25 protein-coding genes and 1 tRNA gene are annotated in these 24,380 nt (G+C 60.9%); 7 read left to right on the top strand and 19 right to left on the bottom strand.

Translation table 11 applies throughout. The features are described 5' to 3' along the window. Positions 1-11 precede the first annotated feature (11 nt). The 4 genes from M5J06_RS05950 to pflB are packed head-to-tail and all read right to left on the bottom strand — an operon-like array spanning position 12 to position 4,517. Complete coding sequence (locus M5J06_RS05950) at positions 12-1,262, bottom strand: alpha/beta fold hydrolase (protein ID WP_250224196.1); 1,251 nt, start codon at positions 1,260-1,262, stop codon at positions 12-14. 4 nt (positions 1,263-1,266) lie between these two features. After that, a complete protein-coding gene (gene pflA / locus M5J06_RS05945; protein WP_193629695.1) occupies positions 1,267-2,136 on the bottom strand; it encodes a pyruvate formate-lyase-activating protein in 870 nt (289 codons plus the stop codon). Then, positions 2,137-2,388: an autonomous glycyl radical cofactor GrcA2 gene (gene grcA2, locus M5J06_RS12360; RefSeq protein WP_070525314.1), complete on the bottom strand. Its 252-nt coding sequence runs from the start codon at positions 2,386-2,388 to the stop codon at positions 2,137-2,139. It abuts the gene before it with no gap. A 35-nt stretch (positions 2,389-2,423) separates the two neighbouring features. Continuing rightward, positions 2,424-4,517, bottom strand: a complete 2,094-nt coding sequence (pflB, locus tag M5J06_RS05940; RefSeq protein WP_070530034.1) for a formate C-acetyltransferase — start codon at positions 4,515-4,517, stop codon at positions 2,424-2,426. Between the two features lie 373 nt (positions 4,518-4,890). On the opposite strand from pflB, the gene M5J06_RS05935 reads away from it, so the two are divergent. After that, positions 4,891-6,801, top strand: a complete 1,911-nt coding sequence (locus tag M5J06_RS05935; RefSeq protein ID WP_250224195.1) for a solute carrier family 23 protein — start codon at positions 4,891-4,893, stop codon at positions 6,799-6,801. Between the two features lie 82 nt (positions 6,802-6,883). Here M5J06_RS05935 and M5J06_RS05930 read toward each other — a convergent pair whose 3' ends face one another. After that, positions 6,884-7,507 carry a hypothetical protein gene (locus M5J06_RS05930; protein WP_250224194.1) on the bottom strand — a complete coding sequence of 208 codons (624 nt, stop codon included), beginning with the start codon at positions 7,505-7,507 and terminating at the stop codon, positions 6,884-6,886. Positions 7,508-7,566: 59 nt separating this feature from the next. Further along, complete coding sequence (locus M5J06_RS05925) at positions 7,567-7,914, bottom strand: hypothetical protein (RefSeq protein ID WP_232755607.1); 348 nt, start codon at positions 7,912-7,914, stop codon at positions 7,567-7,569. Between the two features lie 113 nt (positions 7,915-8,027). Here M5J06_RS05925 and M5J06_RS05920 point away from each other — a divergent pair, with 113 nt between their 5' ends. Continuing rightward, positions 8,028-8,798, top strand: a complete 771-nt coding sequence (locus M5J06_RS05920) for a DeoR/GlpR family DNA-binding transcription regulator (protein ID WP_250224193.1) — start codon at positions 8,028-8,030, stop codon at positions 8,796-8,798. Here the strand turns inward: M5J06_RS05920 and M5J06_RS05915 are convergent. Both M5J06_RS05915 and M5J06_RS05910 read right to left on the bottom strand, forming a co-directional pair. After that, positions 8,795-9,139, bottom strand: a complete 345-nt coding sequence (locus M5J06_RS05915) for a DUF3817 domain-containing protein (RefSeq protein WP_070522386.1) — start codon at positions 9,137-9,139, stop codon at positions 8,795-8,797. The two genes, M5J06_RS05920 and M5J06_RS05915, sit on opposite strands and share 4 nt — an antisense overlap. Then, the gene (locus M5J06_RS05910; RefSeq protein ID WP_070522389.1) at positions 9,136-9,534 is read right to left on the bottom strand and encodes an SURF1 family protein; all 399 of its coding nucleotides are present in this window, start codon (positions 9,532-9,534) and stop codon (positions 9,136-9,138) included. The genes M5J06_RS05915 and M5J06_RS05910 overlap by 4 nt, the downstream gene beginning before the upstream one ends. A gap of 143 nt (positions 9,535-9,677) precedes the next feature. On the opposite strand from M5J06_RS05910, the gene M5J06_RS05905 reads away from it, so the two are divergent. Then, positions 9,678-9,759, top strand: a tRNA-Leu gene (locus M5J06_RS05905). Positions 9,760-9,829: 70 nt separating this feature from the next. Here M5J06_RS05905 and rdgB read toward each other — a convergent pair. The 7 genes from rdgB to clpS form a co-directional block, all read right to left on the bottom strand. Further along, positions 9,830-10,441: an RdgB/HAM1 family non-canonical purine NTP pyrophosphatase gene (rdgB, locus tag M5J06_RS05900; protein ID WP_144677026.1), complete on the bottom strand. Its 612-nt coding sequence runs from the start codon at positions 10,439-10,441 to the stop codon at positions 9,830-9,832. Beyond that, positions 10,435-11,163 (bottom strand): ribonuclease PH, encoded by a 729-nt coding sequence (gene rph, locus M5J06_RS05895; RefSeq protein WP_250224192.1) that lies wholly within the window; start codon positions 11,161-11,163, stop codon positions 10,435-10,437. The genes rdgB and rph overlap by 7 nt, the downstream gene beginning before the upstream one ends. A gap of 22 nt (positions 11,164-11,185) precedes the next feature. After that, entirely contained in the window at positions 11,186-11,953 is a 768-nt protein-coding gene (locus M5J06_RS05890) for an MBL fold metallo-hydrolase (RefSeq protein WP_070522394.1), read from the bottom strand. A 67-nt stretch (positions 11,954-12,020) separates the two neighbouring features. Then, complete coding sequence (gene murI / locus M5J06_RS05885) at positions 12,021-12,797, bottom strand: glutamate racemase (protein ID WP_143336183.1); 777 nt, start codon at positions 12,795-12,797, stop codon at positions 12,021-12,023. Next, on the bottom strand, positions 12,797-13,519 hold the full coding sequence (locus M5J06_RS05880) for a rhomboid family intramembrane serine protease (RefSeq protein ID WP_070562138.1): 723 nt from the start codon (positions 13,517-13,519) through the stop codon (positions 12,797-12,799). The genes murI and M5J06_RS05880 overlap by 1 nt, the downstream gene beginning before the upstream one ends. A 64-nt stretch (positions 13,520-13,583) precedes the next feature. Further along, positions 13,584-14,120: a DUF2017 domain-containing protein gene (locus tag M5J06_RS05875; RefSeq protein ID WP_070522403.1), complete on the bottom strand. Its 537-nt coding sequence runs from the start codon at positions 14,118-14,120 to the stop codon at positions 13,584-13,586. A 4-nt stretch (positions 14,121-14,124) separates the two neighbouring features. After that, complete coding sequence (gene clpS / locus M5J06_RS05870) at positions 14,125-14,460, bottom strand: ATP-dependent Clp protease adapter ClpS (RefSeq protein WP_070522406.1); 336 nt, start codon at positions 14,458-14,460, stop codon at positions 14,125-14,127. An 88-nt stretch (positions 14,461-14,548) separates the two neighbouring features. On the opposite strand from clpS, the gene M5J06_RS05865 reads away from it, so the two are divergent. Genes M5J06_RS05865 through M5J06_RS05855 form a run of 3 tightly spaced genes read left to right on the top strand, consistent with a single transcriptional unit; the run spans position 14,549 to position 18,519 of the window. Continuing rightward, positions 14,549-15,127 (top strand): CAP domain-containing protein, encoded by a 579-nt coding sequence (locus tag M5J06_RS05865; RefSeq protein WP_154737084.1) that lies wholly within the window; start codon positions 14,549-14,551, stop codon positions 15,125-15,127. A gap of 41 nt (positions 15,128-15,168) precedes the next feature. Further along, positions 15,169-16,521, top strand: coding sequence for a nicotinate phosphoribosyltransferase (locus M5J06_RS05860; RefSeq protein ID WP_367615193.1), 1,353 nt, complete (start codon positions 15,169-15,171; stop codon positions 16,519-16,521). A gap of 36 nt (positions 16,522-16,557) precedes the next feature. Next, on the top strand, positions 16,558-18,519 hold the full coding sequence (locus M5J06_RS05855; protein ID WP_250224191.1) for an ATP-dependent DNA helicase: 1,962 nt from the start codon (positions 16,558-16,560) through the stop codon (positions 18,517-18,519). Here M5J06_RS05855 and M5J06_RS05850 read toward each other — a convergent pair. The 4 genes from M5J06_RS05850 to nrdF form a co-directional block, all read right to left on the bottom strand. After that, positions 18,516-19,241 (bottom strand): peptidyl-tRNA hydrolase, encoded by a 726-nt coding sequence (locus M5J06_RS05850; RefSeq protein WP_250224190.1) that lies wholly within the window; start codon positions 19,239-19,241, stop codon positions 18,516-18,518. The two genes, M5J06_RS05855 and M5J06_RS05850, sit on opposite strands and share 4 nt — an antisense overlap. Next, positions 19,234-20,427, bottom strand: a complete 1,194-nt coding sequence (serB, locus tag M5J06_RS05845) for a phosphoserine phosphatase SerB (protein WP_250224275.1) — start codon at positions 20,425-20,427, stop codon at positions 19,234-19,236. Before serB ends, M5J06_RS05850 begins: the two co-directional genes overlap by 8 nt. 103 nt (positions 20,428-20,530) lie before the next feature. Next, a complete protein-coding gene (ctaD, locus tag M5J06_RS05840; protein WP_250224189.1) occupies positions 20,531-22,222 on the bottom strand; it encodes an aa3-type cytochrome oxidase subunit I in 1,692 nt (563 codons plus the stop codon). A gap of 339 nt (positions 22,223-22,561) precedes the next feature. Then, positions 22,562-23,551, bottom strand: a complete 990-nt coding sequence (gene nrdF / locus M5J06_RS05835) for a class 1b ribonucleoside-diphosphate reductase subunit beta (protein WP_070522424.1) — start codon at positions 23,549-23,551, stop codon at positions 22,562-22,564. Between the two features lie 183 nt (positions 23,552-23,734). On the opposite strand from nrdF, the gene M5J06_RS05830 reads away from it, so the two are divergent. After that, complete coding sequence (locus M5J06_RS05830) at positions 23,735-24,379, top strand: FadR/GntR family transcriptional regulator (protein WP_154762484.1); 645 nt, start codon at positions 23,735-23,737, stop codon at positions 24,377-24,379. Position 24,380: the final 1 nt, after the last annotated feature.

Here is a 24,380-nt window from a genome sequence, read left to right as displayed (position 1 = left end):
CTCGACGCCCGTTAACGCTCGTCAGCCGCCCGGAAGAGCTCGCCCAAAATCCCCGCGCCGTCTTCGCTAATACCGTTGTGCTGGAAGCGGTTGGTCACCACCGGGCGCAAGTCACGATAAGTCTCCCCCGTGGCAAGGGAATCTTCGAAGGGCACGAAGATATCGTCAAGGTAGATGGCGGCGGAGGCGGTCACGGGGGCGTCGGCAAGCTTGGCGGCATCGTACGGCGAGCTTGCCCACTCGTGGGCGGCGAGCTCCTCGGCGGCCTGCTTGAAGAGGCGCAGCGCCGGGTCCTCGTCGAACTGCCAAGGGAAAATGTGCTCGCCGGTCAGATAGGTGCCTTCCTCGGCGAACTCGGGGAATTCCTCGCGCACGCGGTGCGCCGCCCAGCCGGTCACAGCCTGGCCGCCCACGCCACCGTAAATGGACTCATGGATGGCCGCGTAGAGAGGCCCAGCCTGGAAGCTCACGCGGCTACCGACGTTGTTGAGGAAGTCCGAACGCAAGCGCTTCTCGCCGTTCACGGTGCGGAAAGGCTCCTCCAGCAGGTAACCCAGAGAATCGAATCCGGTACCGCGGCCCAGTTCGATGCCGATAGTGCGGAAGCGGCGGGAGGACAGGCGCTCCCCTGTCGGCAGCAGCTCTTCCGAGTTGTCCAGGTGGTGGATGAGCTCCTCAATGCGCGCTTGAGCCCACGGGAACTGGGCATAGAAACGTTCGTGACGCACCTTGAGCTTGGCAAAAGTCGTGCGGTAGAGATCATCCGCACCCTTAGTCAGGGTGGGCAGGCCGCCGGTGAGAAAGGCACGGCCGATGGAATCGGGGAACATCGAAATATAGGCAGTACTGATGAAGCCGCCAAAGGATTGGCCGTAGAGATCCCAGGAATCCTCGCCGAGGTGCTCGCGCAGGCGCTCGGCATCGCGCACGATATTCTCCTGCCGCAACTGCGCCAAGCGCTGCGCCGTGCGATCCTCAGCCGGGCTGAGCTCGTCGATGCGGTGGCTGCGCCCAGTGCCGCGCTGGTCCATGAGGATCCAGCGGTAGCGCTCCAGGCCCTTGCCGATGAGCCCAGTGGCACCCGTCGGCCGCGGCGCCGGGAAACCCGGCCCGCCCTGGTTATAGAGCAGCACCGGGTAATTCTCACCGCCCGACGGGATGATTTCCCGAGCGTAGAGCTCGAACTCCCCCGCGGCTGGATTGTCATAATCCCAGGGGACGGTGATGGTGTGTTCCTTGATGGTGTGGCCGAAGCGTTTCATGCTTCTAGTAGACCACGAAACCTTCCTTGCGGAACACCTCGCGGATCTCCTCCACGTCTTCCGGCTTCGGCGGCTTTGTATCCTCCAGGGTGTACGGGTAGCCCAGCTCGTGCCACTTGTCCGCGCCCATGTTGTGAAAGGGCAGCACCTCGACGCGCTCGACGTTGCTCTTCCAGCGGGAGACAATTTTGGCTACGTTGGCGACATTCTCGGGGCCGTCGGTAAGCCCCGGCACCACCACGAAGCGGATCCAGACCGGCTTGCCTATGGCGTTGAGGCGATCCCCAAAATCGATCGTCGGCTGGAGCTCGCGGCGGGTGACCTTCTTATAGGTCTCCTCGTCACCGGACTTGACGTCCAAGAGCACCAGGTCGATATTGTCCAGGTCCTCATCGCGCAGACGCGCGCCGAGGTAACCCGAGGTGTCGATCGTGGTGTGGATGCCTGCATCGTGGACTTCCTTGAGCACACGCCGCGCGAAGGCGATCTGGAAGAGCGGCTCACCGCCCGAGATGGTCAGGCCGCCCCCGGAGGCGTTGAAGATGGGCTTATAGCGTTTAATGCGCTTGACCACATCCTCGATGCGCTCCAACGTTCCGACCTTCATCTCCATGGTGTCGGGGTTGTGGCAATACTGGCAGCGCAACGGGCAACCCGACATGAACATGGTCATGCGGGTTCCAGGCCCATCCACGGCCGTCACCAGCTCCCAGGAGTGCACGAGCGCGACATCGCCAGAGCGGCGGGCCTGCATCAACTCCGGGCGGGTGTAGCCCTCGAGGTCATTGTCCGTTCCTAAACCGGCGGCGGCGCCGCGCACCTTCTCCCCTTCTTCAGGGTTGAGGTGCACGACGCCGGTAATGCCATCTGCCATTTAGGAGCCCTGGTGGAAGGTACGGGAGATGACGTCGAGCTGCTGCTCGCGGGTGAGCTTCACGAAGTTCACCGCGTAGCCGGAAACACGGACCGTGAGGTTCGGGTACTTCTCCGGGTGCTCAACGGCGTCCTCCAGGGTGGACTTGTCCAGGACGTTGATGTTGGCGTGGTAGAGGCCCGAGTTCATGTTGTTGGCGGTGCGGCTGGCCTTCATGGAAGCGAGGCGCTCGTCGAAAGTTTTGGTTGCCATGTTGTGTTCTCCTTAGGAAGTGGTGTGGATGTGGTCTATTCGGAATCCATGATGAAGCCGGCGTCGAGGACGCCCACCAGGTTGGTGATGCGCTCCTCCGGGGTGCGGCCCAATCCGGACGGGGTGATGGTGTTGGTCAGCGAGATGCCGTCGAGTGCATCCTTGTAGTCCAGCTTGCCTACCGACAGCATGGAGGCAACCATGCCGTGGCTATCCGCGCCGTTCTCCGGGTTGGCACCCGGCGCGAACGGGGTGCCCGCCTCGTGGCCGGACGGGAAGGCACCGGTGGCCTTGCCGTAGACAACGTTGGAGGTAATGGTCAGCACCGACTGGGTGGGGATGGCGTTGCGGTACATCGGGATGGCCTTAATCTTCTCCATCACGGTGTGAACGATGGTGGCGGCGATGTCATCGGCGCGGTCGTCATCGTTTCCATAGAAGGGGAAGTCACCTTCCGTCTTGTAGTCCACGATCAGACCGGAATCATCGCGCACCGGGTAGACCTTGGCGTACTTGATGGCGGACAGCGAGTCAGCCACGATGGACAGGCCGGCGATACCGCAGCCCATGGAGCGCACGATATCGGAATCATGCAGCGCCATCTCGATGGCCTCGTAGGCGTACTTGTCGTGGCAATAGTGGATGATGTTGAGGGCCTCAACGTAGGTGCCCACAACCCAGTCCAGCATCTCCTCGTACTTCTGCCAGACCTCGTCGAAGTCGAGCGGTCCATCGCCCTTGATGGGCTCGTAACCGTCGACGACCTGCTTGCCACTGACCTCGTCGCGGCCGCCGTTGATGGCGTAGAGCAGGGCCTTCGCAGCGTTGACGCGGGCGCCGAAGAACTGCATTTGCTTGCCGACGGCCATCGGGGACACGCAGCACGCAATTGCGGCGTCGTCGCCCCACTGCTCACGAATCTGCTTATCGGACTCGTACTGGATCGAGGAGGTCTCAATCGAGATGTGGGCGCAGAATTCCTTGTAGCCCGCCGGCAGCTGCGGATCCCAGAAGATGGTGATGTTCGGTTCCGGGGACGGGCCCAGGTTGATCAGTGTCTGCAGCAGACGGAAGGAAGTCTTGGTCACCATGTGGCGGCCATCGTCGCCAAAGCCGGCATCGGACCAGGTTGCCCAGTACGGGTCACCGGAGAAGATCTGGTCATAGTCCTCGGTGCGCAGGAAGCGCACGATGCGCAGCTTGAGCACCAGCTGGTCGATGATTTCTTGGGCGTCTTCCTCGGTGATGATGCCAGCGGCAAGGTCGCGCTCGAAGTAGCAGTCGAAGAATGCGGAGAGGCGGCCGATGGACATGGCGGCGCCGTCCTGGGACTTGATGGAGGCCAGGTAGCCAAAGTAGGTCCACTGGACTGCCTCGTGGGCGGTCTTCGCGGGCTTCGAGATATCGAAGCCATAGGACTCAGCCATGACCTTGAGCTTCTTCAGAGCCTTGATCTGCTCGGCGTGCTCCTCGCGGTAGCGTGCCCAGTGCTCGGAGAATCCGATATCACCGACTGCGTGCTTGGATGCCTCCTTCTCAGCGATGAGGTAATCCACGCCGTAGAGGGCCACGCGGCGGTAGTCACCAATGATGCGGCCGCGGCCATAGGCATCCGGCAGGCCGGTGATGATGTGAGAGGAACGCGCTGCGCGGATGCGCGGGGTGTAGATATCGAAGACCGCGTCATTGTGGGTCTTGCGGTAGCGGGTGAAGATCTTCTCTACGTCTGGGTCAACTTCCTTGCCGGCCTCAAAGATAGCCTGCTTGACCATGCGCCAGCCGCCGTTGGGCATCATGGCGCGCTTCAGCGGAGAATCCGTCTGCAGGCCCACGATGACGTTGTCGTCCTCACAGATGTAGCCGGCCGGGAAAGCATCGATATCGCTCGGGGTGTGGGTGTCCACGTCGAAGATGCGCTTCTGGCGCTCGATGGACAGGTAGTTCTCCTCCAGGTGATTCCACACATTCTTGGTCTTCTCGGTGGGTCCAGCAAGGAAGGAGGAGTCCCCGTCATAAGGGGTGTAGTTGCGCTGGATAAAATCACGAACGTCAATGTTCTCAGTCCACGGGCCGGGCTCGAAGCCCTTCCATGCCTCGAACTGCACGGACTGTTCAGTTGCGGTGGTCACTATATTGACTCCCTTCGTAGTTCACACGACGCGTAATGCTTAGTCGCAGAAGGGCTTTAGGTGACTTCAATTCACGGGCAATTCGGTCAACCCGTCCGTCACCGAACCCCTCTCTGTAGCCCATAGTAGGGGTAAAGACGCACAAGCTCATATCGGCAAATGCGGGCCGCGCGCCACCAAAGGTGCCAGTGTGAGCACTGCACAGGTCAGCTCCGTCATAGGTAACGGCCGTACGGTTGGATGTGGGGGTAAAGCACCCCCTGACGTGGCCTTTCCCACACTTTTTGGGGCGAGCTCTTGGTGCGTGTCCTTGCCGCGCTCTATTGTTATGCGCAGTATCCTCGTCTCGCTTTTTAGCAAGGAGCCTCCCCGCGTGTCCGACATCGCAACCGCCCCTCAGCCCACACACCCGGTCGACGCCATCCCACCCGCCCCGAAGTTGGCAGCGCTCGGACTCCAGCACGTCCTCGCATTTTATGCTGGCGCGGTCATCGTACCGCTGCTTATCGCGGGCTCGCTGGGGTTGGATGAGGCCACAACGATCCACCTCATCAACGCCGACCTGTTGACCTGTGGTCTGGCGACGTTGATCCAAGCGGTGGGCGTCGGCAAGCACATCGGCGTTCGCCTGCCCATCATCCAAGGTGTGACCACCACGGCGGTCAGCCCCATCATTGCCATCGGGCTCAGCGCGGGTGACCAGCCGCTTCCTACGATTTATGGCGCAATTATTGCCGCCGGTATTTTTACGTTTTTCGCCGCGCCGGTCTTTGGACGCGTGCTCAAATACTTCCCGCCGATTGTCACCGGCACCGTGCTTCTGGTCATGGGCACATCGCTGCTGGCGGTATCTGCAAATGACTTTGTCAATTACGCCGACGGGGTCCCGGCCGCGCGCGATCTACTGTATGGCTTCGGCACGCTGGCCATCATCATCGTGGTTCAGCGCTTCTTCCGTGGCTTTCTGGGGACGCTGTCGGTGCTGCTTGGTTTGATCATCGGCACCGCTTTGGCGCTCGTGTTGGGTGATACGTCCTTCGACGGTGTGCGTGAGGCCGACGCCATCGGCATGACCACGCCTTTCTATTTCGGCATGCCGCGCTTCGACATCATGGCGATTCTCTCCCTCATCATCGTCATGATCATCACCATGGTGGAGACCACCGGCGATGTTTTCGCCACCGGTGAGATTGTAAAGAAGCGCATCAAGCGCGATGACGTTGTGCGCGCCATCCGCGCCGATGGCCTCTCCACCACCCTGGGCGGCGTGATGAACTCCTTCCCGTATACCTGCTTCGCGCAAAACGTCGGCTTGGTTCGCCTGACCGGTGTGAAATCGCGCTGGGTGGCAGCATCGGCAGCCGGTTTCATGATCATCCTGGGACTACTGCCCAAGGCCGCCGCCGTGGTGGCGGCTATCCCCTCCCCGGTACTCGGCGGTGCCTCGTTAGCGCTCTTCGCCAACGTTGCGTGGGCGGGCCTGCAGACCATTGCGAAAGAAGACATCACCGACGGCCGCAACGCCGCCATCGTCACGACCGCGCTGGGCTTGGCCATGCTCGTCACCTTCAAGCCGGACGTAGCCACCGCCTTCCCGGAGTGGGCGCAGATCTTTGTCTCCTCCGGAATGTCCATCGGCGCGATTACGGCGATTCTCCTCAATTTGCTGTTCTTCCACGTCGGTGCGCAGTCGGGTGATGATGTCAGCCGCCTCGACGGCGCCGGCGTCTCGCTTAAGGAGCTCAACGAGATGGAGCGCGACAGCTTCGTCAGCGCCCTGCGCCCACTCTTTAACAACGAGACCTGGCCGCTCGAAGCTGCCTGGGAGCTGCGCCCCTTCCAAGACGTCAGCCAGCTGCGGGAAGCAATCCAGGTTGCGGTGCTCACCGCCCCGAGTGAGAAGCACCGCGCACTGATCCACGACTACCCGGCGATGGATGAGCTGCTGCTTGTCGACGCTGACTCGGCCGCCACCATCTCCGCCGACCGCGGTTCCCTGGCCTTGGATGACCTCGATGATGTACAGACGCAGCAGCTTATCGACGTTTCAACAGCCTACCGCGAGCGCTTCGACATGCCCTTTGTGGCATACCTAGACACTAACGACTCGGCCGACCGCGTCATCGATGCGGGCGTGCGCCGCTTGTCCAACTCGGATGAGCTGGAACAGCGCGTGGTCTTGAGCGAAATCATCGAGATTGCCAACGACCGCTTCGACATCCTCCTCGCGGACGCCAACCCGGTACGCGCTTATTGGGACCGCAAGTTCACGGAGGTCGAGTGACCAGAAGTCACTCGACGTAGAAAAGGTTCATTCCACGTACAAGGCCACTCGACGTAAAAGAAGGTTCATTCCGCCTTCAAGGTCACTTGGCGGGCGAAGGTTTGTGGAACTCCATGGTGACCTGGGCTTCGGAGTCCACTCCGCGAATGATCCCTTCATAAAAGCTGCGGGCTTGGTCTTCTAAAAGCTCGCGGTTGTCGTTGATGTCCTTGTGCTTCTTATCGGCACTGAGGACGTCCGACACCGTGGATGCGGCGTCGAGTGGCTGCGTGGTCCAGCTGAGAACTCCGTTGTTCTCCACGGCGGTCTTAAACTCCTCGTCGGTGTGCCCGATGAAGATGAAGTCCGGAATGTGGACCGTGTAGGAATGCTCGCCGGTTTCGGTGACGCTCACGTCCTTGCCCTCAATACCAAGCTTGGCTTTGTAGGAATACTGCACAAACTGGGTGCGGCCGGTCCACGGAACCCTCACGCCAAATACCTGCCCGGCGGAGGACTTCTCCGTGAGCCCTTGGATACCGAGGCTAAGCAAGACGACTTGCTCCTCGCGCTCGACTGCGTTGATTACCTGCGAATTGGTTGACTCTACCGGCGCGGTGTACACCTCTTGTGGTTGGCGCACGGCATACACCCCTAAGCCGGCACAGGCGAGTGAAAGAAGCACCACCAACGCGATGAGCGTGGTGCTGAGTTTGCGAGGAGACATGAGGCTTAGCCCTTCGTACGTAGTAGAGATAGCTACGCTCCAGATTAGTCTCCGCAGATTTAGTACACGTCACCTGCAGTCACCGAGACGAGAGCCTGCTGCTCAGCGAAAGCAGCAAAAGCCATTAACAGGGTGTCGATATGCGTGCGCAGGTGACGATCCATGACCACCGAGCCCGACTTCCGAAGGCGCTCTTCGGCGACCCCGTTGACGTCGCCAAGCACCAGCACAACCTGGCCGGGAAGAATACCAGCGAATTCTGTGGCGTCGACAATCACGCCGTCGCACGCACGCGCTTCCGCTTCGCTACCGATCCACCGGACAGAGACTCCTTGCGGCGCATAAGCGGCGATGTCATCAGCGAGCCGTTTGCTCATCATAAGCCCAAAGGTTATGGTCTTGCGCATTTCAATCATCTTCCTTAATCGTGCATGACGTGGCTTTTTACCTTGACAAGCTACAGATTAAAGATTGAAGCGTTCACCGACCATGGTCATTTCATGCCGATACAATCAAGCCCATGGACAAGGAAGAACGCCAGCGCAGAATCATTTGGGCCGTTGACTCAGGAAGCAAAACGGTCAGCCAATTACAAGAACTCACCGGAGCTTCCGCTATTACCATCCGCCGCGACCTCACGGCGCTGGAAGAAGTAGGGGCCCTCGAACGATTTCACGGAGGAGCACGCCCCGCGGTTCGAAGGGGCGCCCGCTATCCCCTGGAGGTACGCAGAAAAGAGGATCCCGCCGGCAAACGGGCGATTGCTGCGGAGGCTGCCCGCCTCGTTGAACCAGGCTCCTGCGTACTCGTTGACTCAGGGACAACACCAACTGCCGTTGCCCGCAATCTCGCCGGCATGGACATCACAGCACTAGCGATGTCCCTGTACGCGGGCGCAGCATTAGCCAAGACGCCGGGCAGTGACGTCATCATTCCCGGCGGAACCGTCAACAGCGACGATCTTGCGGTGTACGGGGCGGAAGCGGTTGAAACAGTCCTGTCCATGCGCTTCGACCTCGCGATTGTCGGAATCTGCGCGTGCACTCCGTCGGTAGGCCTTATGTCCCCGAACCTCACCGAGGCGACCATTAAGCGGGCCTATTTCCAAGCCGCCCGACGAGTCATCGTTGTCACCACACCAGAGAAATTCACGCGCATGTCAGCCCACCGCGTGGCCACATTTGATCAAGTAGACACGGTCATCACAACGACTGACCTATCCCAGGATCTAGCCGAGGATGTGGTCGATGCCGGCGCCAACCTCACGATGGTGCCGGTGGAAGGCGCCTAAAGCTGGAACTTTTCGACGATTTCAGTGCGACGCTTGTGCTCCATCCAGAAGGACAGGAACGGGACAACACCGGCAAGCGCCGTGGTGAACAACTTGCTCACCGGCCACATGACGCGCGGCCCAAGAACCAGGATGGAGACGAGGTAGACCATATAGGCCACGCCGTGGGCTTGGGCAATGAGCGTGGCCCACGACGGCATTTCCATGCCTACGCCGTACTGCAGGATCATGCGCACAACCAAAATAAGAAGGAAGATACCGGTAACCGTGGCGGCGATGGAAAAGAACTTCAGCGGACCACGAATGCGGGCCTGGCGGTCTGGGTGGACGGCGTTGCTCATTGATTCTCCTCTTCGGTGCCGCGACGGCGGCGCTGTTTGTTCATGGCGTTGAAGGTTTCCACATCAACCTGCGGCCGAGGTGGCAGGAAATCCTCGTCGATCTTGGTCACGGCTTGTTCCTTGGTTGACCTCACGCTCTTTGCTTCATACTGAGCTGGTTCTTCTCCCCGCTCGAGGGCTTCGTTCTCTGCATCGATACGCTCATTCTCGTAGCGCATAGCGGTGCGGTATGCGTAGACCACGAACACCGCGAAGAGCGGCCACTGGAAGGCGTATCCCAGATTTTGGAAGGTTCCCGAGCCAGAGCGGAACCGAGTCCACTGCCAATAGGCAAGGAACAAAAAGAGCACGACAAAGAACACGATGAGGACGATGTGCCACCATCGAACCTTCATCCGCTTTTTCGGTGCTGGGTTGGTGCTCACCCACAACAGCCTACCCACCACGCCGTGAAAAGTGGATTTCCTTCCGCGGCCTGCTGCCCTGTAGGCTAGTGGACGTTGCGCAGAGAAGGTAGTACTCCGCAGCAACAAAACCAGCGCCCGTGGCGGAATTGGCAGACGCGCTAGATTTAGGTTCTAGTGTCTTATGACGTGTGAGTTCAAGTCTCACCGGGCGCACAATTTCAAACCCCGCTCGGCAAATTTCGAGCGGGGCTTTTGTTATTCCCAGTTCCGCGCAGGGCCGCGCTTAGGCTTGCCCGGCGAGGGCCGCCAAAGGTTCGCGCAGCTGCGCCAGTGCGCGGCCACGGTGCGACACCGCGTTCTTTTCCTCCGGGGACATTTCCGCGGCGGAACGGGATTCGCCCTCGGGCTGGAAGAGGGGATCGTAGCCGAAGCCATTTTCGCCCTGTGGAGCGGTGAGCAAGGAGCCTGGCCAGCGGCCCTCCACCACGTGCTCCTGGCCATCCGGGGTCACCAGCGCGCAGACCGACACGAAGGCAGCCGCGCGACGCTCTGCGGGTACGTGAGACATCTGCCCCAACAGCAAACGATTATTCGCTTCATCGTCGCCATGTCCGCCCGACCAGCGGGCCGAAAGCACGCCCGGCATGCCGTTGAGTTCTTCCACCGCGAGGCCGGAATCATCCGCAATCGTTGCCAAGCCGGTGTGCTTCACCCCGGCGCGCGCCTTAATCAGCGCATTATCGGCAAAGGTGCGGCCATCCTCCACGGGCTCCGGATAAGCCTCCACCGCGGACAGTGGGAGCAGCTCGATGCCCGCGATGCCGGCGTCGGCGAGGATCTTCTCTAGTTCCTTGAGCTTCTTGGCATTATTCGAAGCGACGAGGAGCTTTACCATCCGAGGGCCGCCTTTTGAGCGTCGATAAGCTGGGCGCAACCAGCCTGCGCCACGTCCAACATGTCGTTGAGCTCCGCGCGGCCGAACAAACCGTGCTCGCCCGTGCCCTGAATCTCAACGAAGTCTCCGCCTTCCTGCATCACCACGTTGAGATCAACCTCCGCGCGAGAATCCTCCTCATAGGGCAGGTCGAGGCACACGTGACCGTCGATGATGCCGACGGAAACAGCAGCGATGGGATCCAGCAGCGGCTCGCCCGGGACGACGCCTTCCTCCTTGAGGTAAGCAATCGCATCAGCCAGCGCCACATACGCGCCGGTAATCGACGCCGTGCGGGTACCGCCGTCTGCCTGCAGCACGTCGCAATCCAGCTGGATGGTGTTCTCCCCCAGCTCAGACAGGTCCACGGCGGCGCGCAGGCTGCGGCCCACCAGGCGGGAAATCTCGTGGGTGCGGCCCTTGACCTTGCCCTTCATCGACTCGCGCGGCATGCGCTCGTGGGTTGCAGAAGGCAACATGGCGTACTCAGCAGTCAGCCAGCCCTCGCCGGAATCCTTCTTAAAACGCGGCACCCCGAATTCCACGGAAGCCGTACACATGACTCGGGTGTTGCCGAACTCCACCAGCACCGACCCAGCCGGGTTGGTGGTGAATTTAGGGGTAATGCGAACGCTACGGAGTTGGTCGAGCGCGCGACCATCAGCACGAGTGAAATCAGTCATGCCCACTACCCTACCGCGCGTGTTAAAAGTCGAGCTCCATCCCAGCGGCGCCGACGACGATCTCTCCGTCGAACTCGCGGGCAGCAGCAGCATATGTTGCGGCGACATCGCCCCACGGCTGCAGGTGAACAAGCACGAGCTTCTTTACCCCTGCCTCACGCGCTAGGCGCCCAGCTTCTGCTCCCGACATGTGCATGTCTGGAGCCTTATCCTCCGAAGTCTCGCCCCAAGCAGCCTCACAGAGGAAAGCATCCACGCCTTGGGCGGCCTCAACGAGTGCGGGCGTATAAGCGGAATCCGCCGAGTAACACACAGTTGCGCCGGTCTTCGTGTGCTCGACCCGCAGAGCATACGTTTCTACCGGGTGCACGGTACGGAAAGGCGTGATGTAGACATCGTCGACAAGCTGGCGCTCACGGTCCACCCACGGACTAAACGCAAAGGAATCACTCATATCATCCACCCCATCCGGGGCATCCGATGACAACCGACCCAAGTGGGTTTCAGTCGCCGCCGGGCCGAGGCAAAAATTGCGGGAAGCTGCCGGGGCCGTGGGGTGGAAGCGACGCCAGACCATCAGCGACGGGAAGTCTAGGCAGTGGTCAGCGTGGAGATGCGTTAATGCCACGTGAGCATCGCACGGATCCTGGAGTTCCTGCAGGCGAGCAAGCGTACCCGGGCCGAGGTCCATGATGATGGACGGAGCCGAGGGGAATGACAGGAGGTAGCCAGAGGCCGGATTACCCACAGTGGGCACCGACCCGGAACAGCCTAGGATGGTCAGCTTCATGCGTTCAATAGTTCCACGAAACAATGGGGGATGCGAGATTTGGCTCGATTGTACATCTTTGCCGGTGCTAAATCTTGGGTCCCAGGAATCGCGTAGCCAAACGCTCGAACGCCGCGTGGTCACCAGTGCACTCAAAACTGCGGGTTGGCACTTGCCCCGCCGGGGCAAGCATGTCCATGTTGGTGAGGATGCGCAAAACGTCCTTCGTGGTCTCCTCAGCGGAAGACACCAAGGTGACGTTGTCACCGATAGCGAGCTGGATGACGCCTGTGAGCAGCGGGTAGTGCGTGCAGCCGAGGACGAGTGTGTCGACCCCTGCCGATTGCAGCGGAGCGAGGTAGCCTTCCGCCACACCGAGGATCTGGCGCCCAGCGGTAATGCCGCGCTCGACAAAGTTCACAAAGTCCGGGCAAGCAACTGCCTCGCACTCGACGTTCGGGTTGACCGCAAAAAGATCTTGATAAGCACCTGAATTAATGGTGCCCTCCGTGCCGATCACGCCGATCTTGCCGTTGCGGGTGGTGGCAATGGCACGGCGCACGGCCGGACGAATCACCTCGACGACCGGAATGTCGTAGCGCTCGCGGGCATCGTGGAGGAAGGCTGCGGTGGCGGTGTTGCACGCAATCACCAGCATCTTGCAGCCACGCTCCACGAGTTCATCAGCAATCGCGGTGGACAGCTCACGGACTTGGGCAATGGGCCGCGGGCCATAAGGGGCACGGGCGGTATCGCCGATGTAGACGATGGATTCGTCGGGAAGCTGCTCAATGATTGTGCGCGCAACGGTGAGTCCGCCTACACCTGAATCAAAAATCCCAATGGGAGAGGTTGCATCAGCCATTAGTTCATCACTCCTCGAGGCGCAGGCTTAACCTTTCTCATCGGGTCATCAGAGGTGATCACCATGCCCGCAACGATGCCGCCAATGGCACCGAAAAGGTGGCCCTGCCAGCTCACTCCCTCATAGATGGGCAGCACGCCCCAGATGAGGCCGGAGTAGGCAAAACCAAGGCCTAAGCCAACGAGGAACTGGCTCAACGAGCGGTTAAAGATACCCCGCACGATAAGGTATGCCAACCAGCCATACACCACGCCCGAGGCGCCAATATGCGAGGTTCCCGGCCCGCCCAGCAGCCACGTGCCAACACCGGCGATGAGTACCACGATGATGGTGACCTCCCACCACGCCTTACGCCCGGATAGGCCAATCAGGAAACAAAACACCGCACCTGGCAGCGAGTTACCGATGAGGTGCTCAAAGTTTGCGTGGAGCAGCGGCGCGGTGAAGATCCCCCAGATACCGTTGAAATCCAACGGGTGAATGCCGTACTGCCCCAGCTCGCTTCCAAAGAACAGGAAGTTGATGATGTGGATGATCCACTCGACGGCCAGGAAGCCCACCGTTAAAGACGCAGCCGTTTTTAAACGTCCGGTCCGGGTGTAGTTCTTCGAGTCCCCCTTGTTGAGTACGGGTTGGTGCCCCGTTCCCGGTCCTGCCGGGCGGGGTTGGAAAGGGTTGGGCTCATGCGATTGCTGCTGGCCAAAGGGTCCACTCGTGGTCATAATGCCTCCAACTTTAGCAAGCGTGAGGCAAGGACTACGTCTCCAATCCCGGCCTGCGCTTCTGCTAGTCCATGATGACGTTGAGCAGCGAATCCTGGCAGAAGGCCAGCCATTCCACGAGCGCATCGCGGTCTGCCCCGGGGGTATCCTGCGGCACGTCCCCCGCAGCGATGTAGAGGCGCAGGTCATTGAGGCCGGCGAGGAAAGCATGTGCCTCTTCCTCACTGATAGCCACCTCTACCCCGCCAGTGGGGCCAAGGGCGGTGTTAATCACCTGGAGATTCTCCAGCTTGGCGCGCGCGATGTCATTCTCGTGCAGCGAGCGCAGCAGCGAATTATCACCATCGAACTCCTCATCCCCTGGCTTCTGGAAGTCTGGAAAGAGACGGGCCAGTGACGGATCCTCCGGTGCTTCGGTGTGGCCAGTGGGCATGTCGAGCATGTCCGCTAATTCATCCTTCGGCGCTGACTGCGCGCGGGCGATGATGGCCTCGGAGACCGTCGCGGTGAGATCACCGAGGACTTCACGCTCCATGGGCTCGAATACGGTGGTGTACTTCGCACCACGCATGAAGGACTTTTTCTTCTTCCACGTCTGCATACTCTTATCCTGCCTGCTGCATCGTGGCCCACAGGCCGGCGACCTGTAGTTTCTTCACGTCAGCTTCAACCTTGTCGCGTTCGCCCGAGGACACCGCTGCCTTACCTTCGGTATGGACTTGCATCATCAGCTCGTTAGCTCGCTTCTTGTCATAACCCAAAACGGTCTGGAACACGTAGGAAACGTAGCTCATTAGGTTGACTGGGTCATCCCAGACAATGCACATCCACGGCAGGTTTTCGCTCGTGGCGACGTCGACGTCAATCGCCTCATCCAGCTCCGGGGTGGCCATGGGCGAACTCATCACCACGACTGCGGACGTTTCGTTGTGCGCTTTCATGTCCTCTACACTAGCCAAATTTTTTTATCGCGCGAACAGTTATACTGTCTTCGACCTTTAACCTGATTGTCGTTTGCAGGTGGCATCGATGAATTCTTTCTCCCTTCCCCCAGCCGTTACTGACATTCTCGCGGGACGCCAACCCTCAAGAGAAGACCTTGTGCCTCTCGTGCAGCGCATCATCACCGTATTGGTCCTCGGTGGCACGCTCGTGACCGCCGTGCTCAGCTTGACCAACCCCTCCGATAACGGCAGCTCACAGGATTCTGAGCCTCCCGCGCCGGCGACGTGCGATTACGAGCTTCCCGACGTCCCCGTCCAACGCCAGCTCGCCACCATCCAGGATGAGCTCATAGAGGCGCTCAACACGTGGCGTAAGGAGGATGGCCTAACCCCGCTGGTGCCCGGGATCGACCGCCAAACCGCTGCCCGCGAAAAGGCAGAATGCAACGCGGTAACACACGAAGAAGGGCCATCTGAAGAAAACGTGCAGATGGTCCAGCACCACCTTCCTTTGGACACGGCGAGTGGATATGAGTTTGTCGAAGCCTTCCGAGCTTCCCCCTCCCACGTGGCCGCCTTGCGCGATCCCCGCATGACCACCGCTGCGGTGGGCACGGCTTACAGCGACGGCGAAGTCTACGTTGTCATTCAGCTCGAAGCATAGAACTGCTGATTTTTCGGTACACGCTGAGTAGCATCTTCGATGTGACTACTACCTCAGACAACGTCCAGGATTCTGGGATCGCGCCCAGCGATCGTTCTACGGCCCTGCTTACCGATAAGTATGAGCTGACCATGCTGCAGGCTGCGCTGCGCGATGGCTCCGCACACCGCCAGGTGGCCTGCGAAGTGTTTGCCCGCCGCCTCCCCAACGAGCGGCGCTACGGTGTTGTCGCCGGCACCGAGCGTGTCCTTCGCGCAGTCCGAGACTTCCGCTTCACCGCTCAGCAGCTGGCGGAGATGGATTTCCTCGATGCAGAGACCAAGGACTACCTGGCTAATTACCGTTTCTCCGGGCACATCGATGGCTATCGCGAAGGCGAGCTGTACTTCCCCAACTCGCCGCTGCTGACCGTGCGCGGAACCTTTGGCGAATGCCTGATCCTGGAAACCGTGATCCTGTCCATCATGAATTCCGATTCCGCAGTGGCCTCTGCGGCCTCACGCATGGTGGTGGCTGCGGATGGCCGCCCCATCATCGAGATGGGCTCGCGCCGCACGCACGAGTATGCCGCCGTCACCGCCGCCCGCGCCGCCTACCTAGCCGGTTTCCAGGCCACCTCCAACCTGGAGGCTGGCTACCGCTACGACATCCCGGTCTCCGGTACCGCGGCGCATGCATGGACGCTCGCGCACGTCAACGAAGACGGAACCCCGAACGAGGAGGCGGCCTTCCGCGGGCAGATCGAAACCCTCGGCGTAGGCACCACCCTGTTGGTGGATACCTACGACATCACCAAGGGCGTGGAAACCGCCGTGCGGGTGGCCGGCCCCGAGCTGGGCGGCGTTCGCATCGACTCCGGCGATTTGGCCGCTGTCACCCGCCGTGTGCGCAAACAGCTCGATGACTTGGGCAACCACAACACGAAGATCGTTGTCTCTTCCGACCTGGACGAGTTCGCCATCGCTGGCCTGCGCGGAGATCCCGTCGACGTCTACGGCGTCGGTACCTCGGTGGTCACCGGCTCTGGCGCCCCAACCGCCAGCATGGTGTACAAGGTCGTCGAGGTTGATGGCCATCCCGTGGCCAAGCGTTCCTCCTCGAAGAAGTCGCAGGGCGGGGCAAAGCGCTCCCTGCGCACCTACCGCTCCTCCGGGGTGGCCGTCGAGGAGCTCGTGCTCCCCTTCTCCGCCGAAGACCCAGACACCGGGACGCTGAGCACCCGCGACATGACGGTGCCGCTCATGCGCGACGGAGAGATCCTGGACAATCTGCCCACCCTCCACGAAGCCCGCGAGTACCTAGCCCAAGCCATCACCACTCTGCCGTGGGAAGGTTTAGCTCTGACCCGCGACGAACCTGCAGTGCCGACCCGCTTCATCGGGTTCGGCTCATAGGATGCGTGCGGGAGGCAACCGACTAGACTGACTCAAATGCAGGATTCAACGGTTGACCTCCTCGACGCTGCCGTCTCCGCCCTCGGAGGTGCGCGGCGTGCCGGCCAGGTGCGCATGGCGGAAGCCGTGACCACCGCGCTGGAAAAAGAGCGCCACCTCGCCGTGCAAGCTGGAACGGGTACGGGTAAATCACTGGCTTACCTCGTCCCTGCTTTTCGCCACGCGCAAGAGACCGGGCACACCGTGATTGTTTCCACGGCCACGCTGGCACTGCAACGCCAGCTGGTGGAACGAGATCTGCCGCGCCTCGCCGAGGCCCTCGAACCGCACCTGGAAAAGAAGCCGACCTTCGCCATCATGAAGGGGCGTTCCAACTACGTCTGCCTCAACAAAGTCTCCCGCGCCGCTGAGCTTGACGACGAAGACGCCCTGCTTGACCAGGACGCCATCTCCAGCCTCGGCCGCCATGTCCAGCGCGTCTACGAGTGGGCGGAGGACACCGAGACGGGTGACCGCGAGGACCTCGAACCGGGAGTGCCCGATCTAGCCTGGCGGCAGGTCTCCGTCACCTCCAATGAGTGCCTTGGTGCTACCCGCTGCCCGCACGGCGAGGACTGCTTCGCGGAGCTCGCGCGGCGCCGCGCGGCAGACGTCGACATCGTCGTCACCAACCACGCGCTGCTCGCCATCGATGCGGTGGCAGACATCAACATCCTGCCGGAGCACGATGTCGTCATCATCGATGAGGCACACGAGCTAGATGGCCGCATCACCTCGGTCTCTACCGCCGAGATCACCGGGCGCGCCCTCAAAATGGCGGCCAACCGCGCCAAGTCCCTCGGCGCCAATGGCAAAGACCAGCGGCTGAGCGAACAAGCCAATGAACTGAGCCAACTACTCGGTGAATTCACGCCGGGCCGCTGGACCGATCTTCCGGAGGAAGCCAAGCAGCAACTCATGAGCCTCGCGGACACGTTAAGCGACTGCCGCGAGACCATCGCCCGCGCCCCCGAGGGCGAACAGGCCCAAGACCCAGAAAAATCTGCCGAGCGCCAAAACCTGGCCAATCACCTCGGCAGCCTCGTCGAAGCCATCGCCCGCATCCTCGACGTCTTCGCCACCGGTGACCCCGCAGCGCACGCCGACGTGGTGTGGCTGGAACGCGATGAGCGCACGCTAAACGACACCCTGGCCGTGGCCCCGCTCTCCATCGCCGGCATGTTGCACGAAAAGCTCTTCGGCGAACAGACCGTGGTGCTAACCTCCGCCACGCTCGCCTTGGGCGGGCGCTTCGACGCCATGGCCGCACAATGGGGCCTGCCCAAAGGTACATGGGACAGTCTCGACGTGGGCTATCCTTTCGACCCCGCGCGCAGCGGCATCCTTTATACCGCGGCACACCTGCCGCAGCCAGGCCGCGACGGACTCAGCCCGCAGACCCTTAAGGAAATCCGCGAGCTCATCATGGCCGCGGGCGGGCGCACCCTCGGTCTCTTCTCCTCACGCCGGGCCGCGCAACAAGCAGCCGAGGAGCTCAAGCCCACGCTCCCTTTCGATATTTATCTCCAAGGCGAGGACTCCATCGGCGCGCTCGTGGATAAATTCACAAAGAACGAGAACTCCTGTCTGTTCGGCACGCTCACTCTCTGGCAGGGTGTCGACGTCCCGGGCCCCGCGTGTTCCCTGGTGCTCATCGACCGCATCCCCTTCCCCCGCCCGGATAGTCCCCTGATGCAAGCGCGCACCGAGGCCGCGAAAGCGGCTGGGCGCAACGGTTTTATGGAGGTATCTGCCACGCACGCGGCGCTGCTTATGGCCCAAGGCGCGGGCCGCCTCCTGCGCTCCACTGCGGACCGCGGGGTCGTCGCGGTCCTCGATAGCCGCTTGGAAACCAAGCGCTATGGCTCCTACCTACGCGCCTCGATGCCGCAGATGTGGCCCACGAGCGACCCGCAGGTCGTGCGCGGCGCGCTCAAGCGCCTGGTTGAGGCCCGCTAGGGGTGACGCAGCGCGCACACCGTGGCTGAGTCTGGAGCGACCTCGGTGAAACCGGCGTCATGCACCACGACGGCGCCGGGGCAAGCGCAAGCCACGGCAAATTCCTCATGGGGAATTTCGCGCACGGACAGCGCAAAGTCCTGTACTGCCCATTCCTCCACTTCCTCGGAGCTCATCGCCGCAGCTAACAGCATCGAACCGTGTCCTACCTGTGCTGCGGCCTTTCCCGCGCTCATGGCGAGGGAGGCGTCGACGTAGATCACGGGGGCGTCGCCAAGCGCGGGCCCTGGTTCATCCTGGGGCAGATCGGTGTGGCCGATCTGTAGCTTCGCCACGAGTGGGTGCACGTACTGCACTGCCGAGGGAAGGAAGACGCGGGCGCGATCATCCACGGTGACGCCCGGCAGGGACTGCACATCGCGCCAGGCCTTGTTGCGTGCGCGGCGCGCCACCTTGCGGATGCGGTGCCCGTACCACTGCCCTAGGGCCTCGGCGAAGGCCCCATCCTGGCCAGCCCTCTCATCGAGACAGAGCTTGACGACGCCTTTAGCTGCTGCCTCGAGCACCTCGGTGCGCGCGGGCGGATCCTGCTTGGGCAGGTTGAGCGCGATCTGCATCGCCTGAATGGTCTCGGGTTTGTTCGGGTCCTCAGGGTCATCGCGCCAACTGCGCTCGCTGCACGCAGCCGCAAGACGGCGATGGGCCTCGCGGAGATTACTCACTGGCAACTTCTTCCATCGGGATACCGAGGATCTGCAGGATCTCATCCATGTACGGGTGGTTGACGGAGGTATCCGCAACCTGGCGCAGCGCTGGCTTGGCGTTGAAGGCGATGCCCAAGCCGGCGGCGGAAATCATGTCGATATCGTTAGCGCCGTCGCCGACGGCAACGGTCTGCAGCATGCTCAGGCCCGAATCCGCAGCGAATTCGCGCAGGAACTTCTCCTTGGCCTTGCGGTCCACCACGTCACCGATGACGCGGCCGGTGAGCTTACCGTCCACGATTTCGAGGGTGTTGGCGCGCACGTAATCGAGGTCGAGTTCCTGTGCTAAATCCTCGAGGACTTGGATAAAGCCACCAGAGACTACCGCAACGCGGTAGCCCATGCGCTTGAGGGTGCGGATGGTGGTCCGCACGCCCGGGGTCAGGCAAATATCGGCGGCGGTTTCTGCGATGACGGACTCCGGCAAACCTTCCAGGGTGGCGACGCGCTCGCGTAGGGATTGCTCGAAGTCCAGCTCGCCGCGCATCGCGCGCTCCGTCACTGCGGCAACCTCTGCTTCCTTGCCGGCGTGGGCGGCCAGCATTTCGATGACCTCGCCGGTGATAAGGGTGGAATCGCAGTCAAAGCAGATAAGCCGCTTCGAGCGGCGCTGCAGGCCGGAGCGCTCGATGGCGATGTCGACACCTTGCTCGGTAGCTAGGCGGGCCAGCATGGCGCGGACAGGATCGGCAGCACCATCGATCGTGATATACAGCTCCAAGCCATTGAGCGGATAAGTGGAGAGCCCGCGGATCCGGTCGATGTTGACGTTGAGGTTAGCCAGTTCCTTAGCAATGGCCGACATCTGGCTGGCGTTGAGCTGGCGTCCCAGAACCACGACGACGTGCGTCGAGCGCGGGCGTGAGGTTGACTCTTCTTCTCGCAGGTCCACGTTGATGGACTGCGCGTAGATGCTCAGCGTATTGCGTAATCCCTGCTTCAATGCCTCGAGGCGCGAGGCACGAACCCGAATGTAGGCAGACAGCGAAATCCGACCGGAGAAGATGGCTTGCTCGGCGTCGACGAGCTCCACATCATGAGAGCCCAGTACGCGGAAGAAGGCCGCCGACACGCCTGGCTTATCGGGGCCGGAGGCGGTAACAACGGCGAAGACTTGTTCACTTTGACTATCCACGGGGCCTATTATCTCACACCACGTTCGTAATCTTTTCACCTACGGCAAACGCCGCCTCCCCATCGCGGTGATGGGGAGGCGGCGTTTTCAGGAGTACTCAGCTAGTGAGTGCTTAGTGGCCGACGTGTGCTTCCTCGCGCATGCGCTTAACCATGTGCGGGTAGTGCAGCTCGAAGGCCGGGCGCTCGGAACGGATGCGCGGCAGCGACACGAAGTTGTGGCGCGGCGGCGGGCAGGAGGTGGCCCACTCGAGGGAGTTGCCGTAGCCCCACGGATCGTCCACAGTGACGATCTCACCGTAACGCCAGGACTTGAAGACGTTCCAAATCAGCGGGATAACCGAGGCGCCGAGGACGAAGGAGAAGATGGTGGAAATCTGGTTGAAGACCGTGAAGCCATCAGACTCCAGGTAGTCGGCGTAACGACGCGGCATACCCATGTTGCCCACCCAGTGCTGGATAAGGAAGGTGCCGTGGAAGCCGATGAAGGTCAGCCAGAAGTGAATCTTGCCCAGGCGCTCATCGAGCATACGGCCGGTCATCTTCGGGAACCAGAAGTACAGGCCAGCGAAGGCGGAGAACACCACGGTACCGAACAGGGTGTAGTGGAAGTGAGCAATCAGGAAGTAGGACTCAGCAAGGTGGAAGTCCAGTGCCGGGGAGGCCAGCATAATACCGGTCATACCACCGAAGAGGAAGGTTGCCAGGAAGCCCATGGCGAAGATCATCGGGGTATCCCAGGTGATGTGGCCCTTCCACATGGTGCCGACCCAGTTGAAGAACTTCACACCGGTCGGAACCGCAATGAGGAAGGTCATGAAGGAGAAGAACGGCAGCAGAATGGCACCGGTCACGAACATGTGGTGAGCCCACACAGCCATGGACAGCGCACCGATTGCCAGCAGAGCGAAGACCAGACCGATGTAGCCGAAGACGGGCTTACGGGCGAAGACAGGTACAACCTCAGAAATGATGCCGAAGAACGGCAGTGCCAAGACGTAGACCTCAGGGTGGCCGAAGAACCAGAAGAGGTGCTGCCACAGGATGCCGCCACCGTTGGCGGAGTCGAAGATGTGGCCGCCCAGCTTGCGGTCATAAAGAACACCCAGCGCCGCAGCGGTCAGCAGCGGGAAGATCATCAAGACGATGACAGATGCGGTAAACACCGCCCAGGTGAAGACCGGCAGACGGAACATGGTCATGCCCGGTGCACGCAGGGTGAGGACCGTGGTGATCATGTTGATGGCGGAAGCAATGGTACCGACACCGGTAGCACCCACGCCGACGATCCACATGTCAGCGCCGATACCCGGGGTGTGAACCGCGTCAGACAGCGGGACGTACATGGTCCAGCCGAAGTCAGCAGCGCCGCCCGGAGTCAAGAAGCCCGCGAGCATCACGATGCCGCCGGTCAAGGTAATCCAGAAACCGAAAGCGTTCAGACGCGGGAAGGCCACATCCGGTGCGCCAATCTGCAGAGGCAGAACATAGTTACCGAATGCCCACACCACTGGTGTTGCAAACAGCAGCAGCATGACGGTGCCGTGCATGGTGAAGAGCTGGTTGAACTGCTCGTTGGACAGGAACTGCAATCCTGGGGTGAAAAGCTCAGCGCGAAGCAGCAGAGCCATGAAGCCACCGAGGAAGAAGAAGCTGAAGGCCATGATCATGTACATGATGCCCAGCTGCTTGTGGTCGGTGGTGGTTAGCAACATCCACGCCTTGGAACCGGTCTTTGCGTTACCAGTCGGCTCCGGACGTGTAGGCGCGACGTAATCGTCGAGCCGTGGCGCCACAGCGGTCATAAAATCCTCCTGAAGAACAAGCGTCTAACCACATCGGTATCACGCGTTTTATCGCGCCACACGCCCAGTGATTAAACACCTAGGTTTACTCGCCTTATATTAGGGCACCTCAGGGCCAAATTTCCAGCGCTCTGATATTCCCCGTAGCCCTTGCTAGCCCCGTTTTATCCGGATAACCCCTTGTACGTGGCAGACCCGCTACACCATGCCTCACCAGGCGGTGATCTAGAACACAGATGGCCGAGTGTGCGGGCCCCTAAAACCCGAAAACGCACCCCCTGAAAGAATCAAACTTTCGGTTGATCGTTCTAGGAGGTGCGGCGTGGCAGTGGATGGTACTTAGAAGTCCCAGTCCTCGTCGGTGGTTTCCTCCGCCTTGCCAATCACATAGGAGGAACCGGAGCCAGAGAAGAAGTCATGGTTCTCATCCGCGTTCGGAGACAAGGAGGACAGGATGGCCGGGGACACGCGGGTTTCATCAGCCGGGAAAAGCCCCTCGAAGCCTAGGTTATTGAGCGCCTTGTTGGCGTTGTAGCGAAGGAAGCGCTTTACATCCTCGGTCCAGCCCAACTCATCGTAGAGATCCTCGGTGTAGTCGATCTCGTTCTCGTAGAGTTCATAGAGCAGGTCGAAGGCGTAGCCCTTCATCTCTTCCTGCTCCGACTCCGAGAGCTTCTTGTAGCCCTGCTGGAACTTGTAACCAATGTAATAGCCATGAACAGCCTCATCGCGGATGATCAGGCGGATGATATCGGCCGTGTTCGTCAGCTTTGCGCGCGACGAGAAGTACATCGGCAGGAAGAAGCCTGAGTAGAAGAGGAAGGATTCCAGCAAAGTAGACGCAACCTTCTTCTTCAGCGGGTCATCGCCCTGATAGTAGGACATGACGATTTTTGCCTTGCGCTGGAGGTTTTCATTCTCTTCGGACCAGCGGAAGGCATCGTTAATCATGGGAGTCGACGCCAACGTCATAAAGATATTGGAGTAGGACTTCGCGTGAACAGACTCCATGAAGGCGATGTTGGTATAGACCGCCTCTTCGTGGAGAGTGGTGGCGTCGGGAAGCAGCGATACCGCACCGACGGTGCCCTGGATGGTATCGAGCAGAGTGAGACCAGCGAAGACACGCATGGTGGTCTCCTGCTCCTTCTCAGTCAGAGTTTTCCAGCTCTGGATATCGTTAGACACCGGCACCTTTTCCGGGAGCCAGAAGTTACCGGTGAGGCGATCCCACACCTCGAGATCCTTCTCATCTGGAATCGTGTTCCAGTTAATTGCCTTCACCGGAGCCTCGTGGCTAGCGATGTAATCGTCGTACTCGTGAGACACGCACGTCACCTCGTCTTACTAGTTATTGTGAGTCTGGTGCCATGGTACCCGGTAAAACTAGGGGCCAAAATTCCTGCGTGTTTTATACTTAAGCCCTGTTCACACGCCCCCAAATGTCGATGGAGGTACCGACTCCCCGTGACTGAGCCCTCCGCTCCCCTACTCAGCACCGTTCTAGACACCATGGGCGCCGACATCGTCAGCGGCACCCTTGCCGCCGGCGAGCGTTTTACACTCACCGACCTCTGCGCGCGTTTCGGAGTTTCCCGAACCGTAGCCCGCGAGGCAATGCGCGCCCTAGAGCACTTAGGCATGGTCTCTTCTTCACGCCGCGTAGGTATCACGGTGCTCCCCATCAGCGAGTGGGCGGTATATGATCCCGCCATCATTTCGTGGCGCCTGAGCTCAGAGAAATCCCGCGACAGGCAGCGCTCCTCACTCAACGAACTGCGCCTTGCCATCGAGCCCGTCGCCGCCGGCCTCGCTGCGCTGCATGCGTCCCAAGAAGATAAGGAAGAGATCTTAGAGCTGGCCCAACGCCTCCAAGACACGCCAACGCGGCGCGTCGGTGAGCACCTCGCTACCGACCTGCGTTTTCATGCCATGGTTCTCCACGCCTCGGGCAATGAGATGTTTTCAGCTCTCAGCCCCTATCTGCTGTCCATGGTGCGCGGCCGTTCCCTCTTTGGCTCCCGCAAACGCAACCCCACGGCCGGCACCGAACAGCGCCACCTGGATCTAGCGGAGGCAATCCACCGCGGCGACTCCCCCGAGGCAGAAAAAATCGCACGCGCCATCCTAATTGAGGCGCGTGCGAACAAGGACTAAC

The sequence above is a fragment of the Corynebacterium intestinale genome (assembly GCF_023574125.1).
Lineage (GTDB): Bacteria > Actinomycetota > Actinomycetes > Mycobacteriales > Mycobacteriaceae > Corynebacterium > Corynebacterium hesseae.
The sequence above is the reverse complement of the archived record's forward strand: the minus strand, read 5'-3'. Positions and strand labels throughout refer to the sequence as shown.

Bases quoted from the DNA above. Each gene is read 5' to 3' on its own strand.
- M5J06_RS05880 (WP_070562138.1), bottom strand. From the start codon at position 13,519: ATGACCACGAGTGGACCCTTTGGCCAGCAGCAATCGCATGAGCCCAAC.
- M5J06_RS05865 (WP_154737084.1), top strand. From the start codon at position 14,549: ATGAATTCTTTCTCCCTTCCCCCAGCCGTTACTGACATTCTCGCGGGA.
- M5J06_RS05875 (WP_070522403.1), bottom strand. From the start codon at position 14,120: ATGCAGACGTGGAAGAAGAAAAAGTCCTTCATGCGTGGTGCGAAGTAC.
- ctaD (WP_250224189.1), bottom strand. From the start codon at position 22,222: ATGACCGCTGTGGCGCCACGGCTCGACGATTACGTCGCGCCTACACGT.
- pflA (WP_193629695.1), bottom strand. From the start codon at position 2,136: ATGGCAGATGGCATTACCGGCGTCGTGCACCTCAACCCTGAAGAAGGG.
- M5J06_RS05830 (WP_154762484.1), top strand. From the start codon at position 23,735: ATGGGCGCCGACATCGTCAGCGGCACCCTTGCCGCCGGCGAGCGTTTT.
- M5J06_RS05890 (WP_070522394.1), bottom strand. From the start codon at position 11,953: ATGAAGCTGACCATCCTAGGCTGTTCCGGGTCGGTGCCCACTGTGGGT.
- M5J06_RS05855 (WP_250224191.1), top strand. From the start codon at position 16,558: ATGCAGGATTCAACGGTTGACCTCCTCGACGCTGCCGTCTCCGCCCTC.
- grcA2 (WP_070525314.1), bottom strand. From the start codon at position 2,388: ATGGCAACCAAAACTTTCGACGAGCGCCTCGCTTCCATGAAGGCCAGC.
- M5J06_RS05910 (WP_070522389.1), bottom strand. From the start codon at position 9,534: ATGAAGGTTCGATGGTGGCACATCGTCCTCATCGTGTTCTTTGTCGTG.
- murI (WP_143336183.1), bottom strand. From the start codon at position 12,797: ATGGCTGATGCAACCTCTCCCATTGGGATTTTTGATTCAGGTGTAGGC.
- rdgB (WP_144677026.1), bottom strand. From the start codon at position 10,441: ATGGTAAAGCTCCTCGTCGCTTCGAATAATGCCAAGAAGCTCAAGGAA.
- rph (WP_250224192.1), bottom strand. From the start codon at position 11,163: ATGACTGATTTCACTCGTGCTGATGGTCGCGCGCTCGACCAACTCCGT.
- M5J06_RS05915 (WP_070522386.1), bottom strand. From the start codon at position 9,139: ATGAGCAACGCCGTCCACCCAGACCGCCAGGCCCGCATTCGTGGTCCG.
- M5J06_RS05925 (WP_232755607.1), bottom strand. From the start codon at position 7,914: ATGCGCAAGACCATAACCTTTGGGCTTATGATGAGCAAACGGCTCGCT.
- M5J06_RS05950 (WP_250224196.1), bottom strand. From the start codon at position 1,262: ATGAAACGCTTCGGCCACACCATCAAGGAACACACCATCACCGTCCCC.
- M5J06_RS05920 (WP_250224193.1), top strand. From the start codon at position 8,028: ATGGACAAGGAAGAACGCCAGCGCAGAATCATTTGGGCCGTTGACTCA.
- M5J06_RS05930 (WP_250224194.1), bottom strand. From the start codon at position 7,507: ATGTCTCCTCGCAAACTCAGCACCACGCTCATCGCGTTGGTGGTGCTT.
- clpS (WP_070522406.1), bottom strand. From the start codon at position 14,460: ATGAAAGCGCACAACGAAACGTCCGCAGTCGTGGTGATGAGTTCGCCC.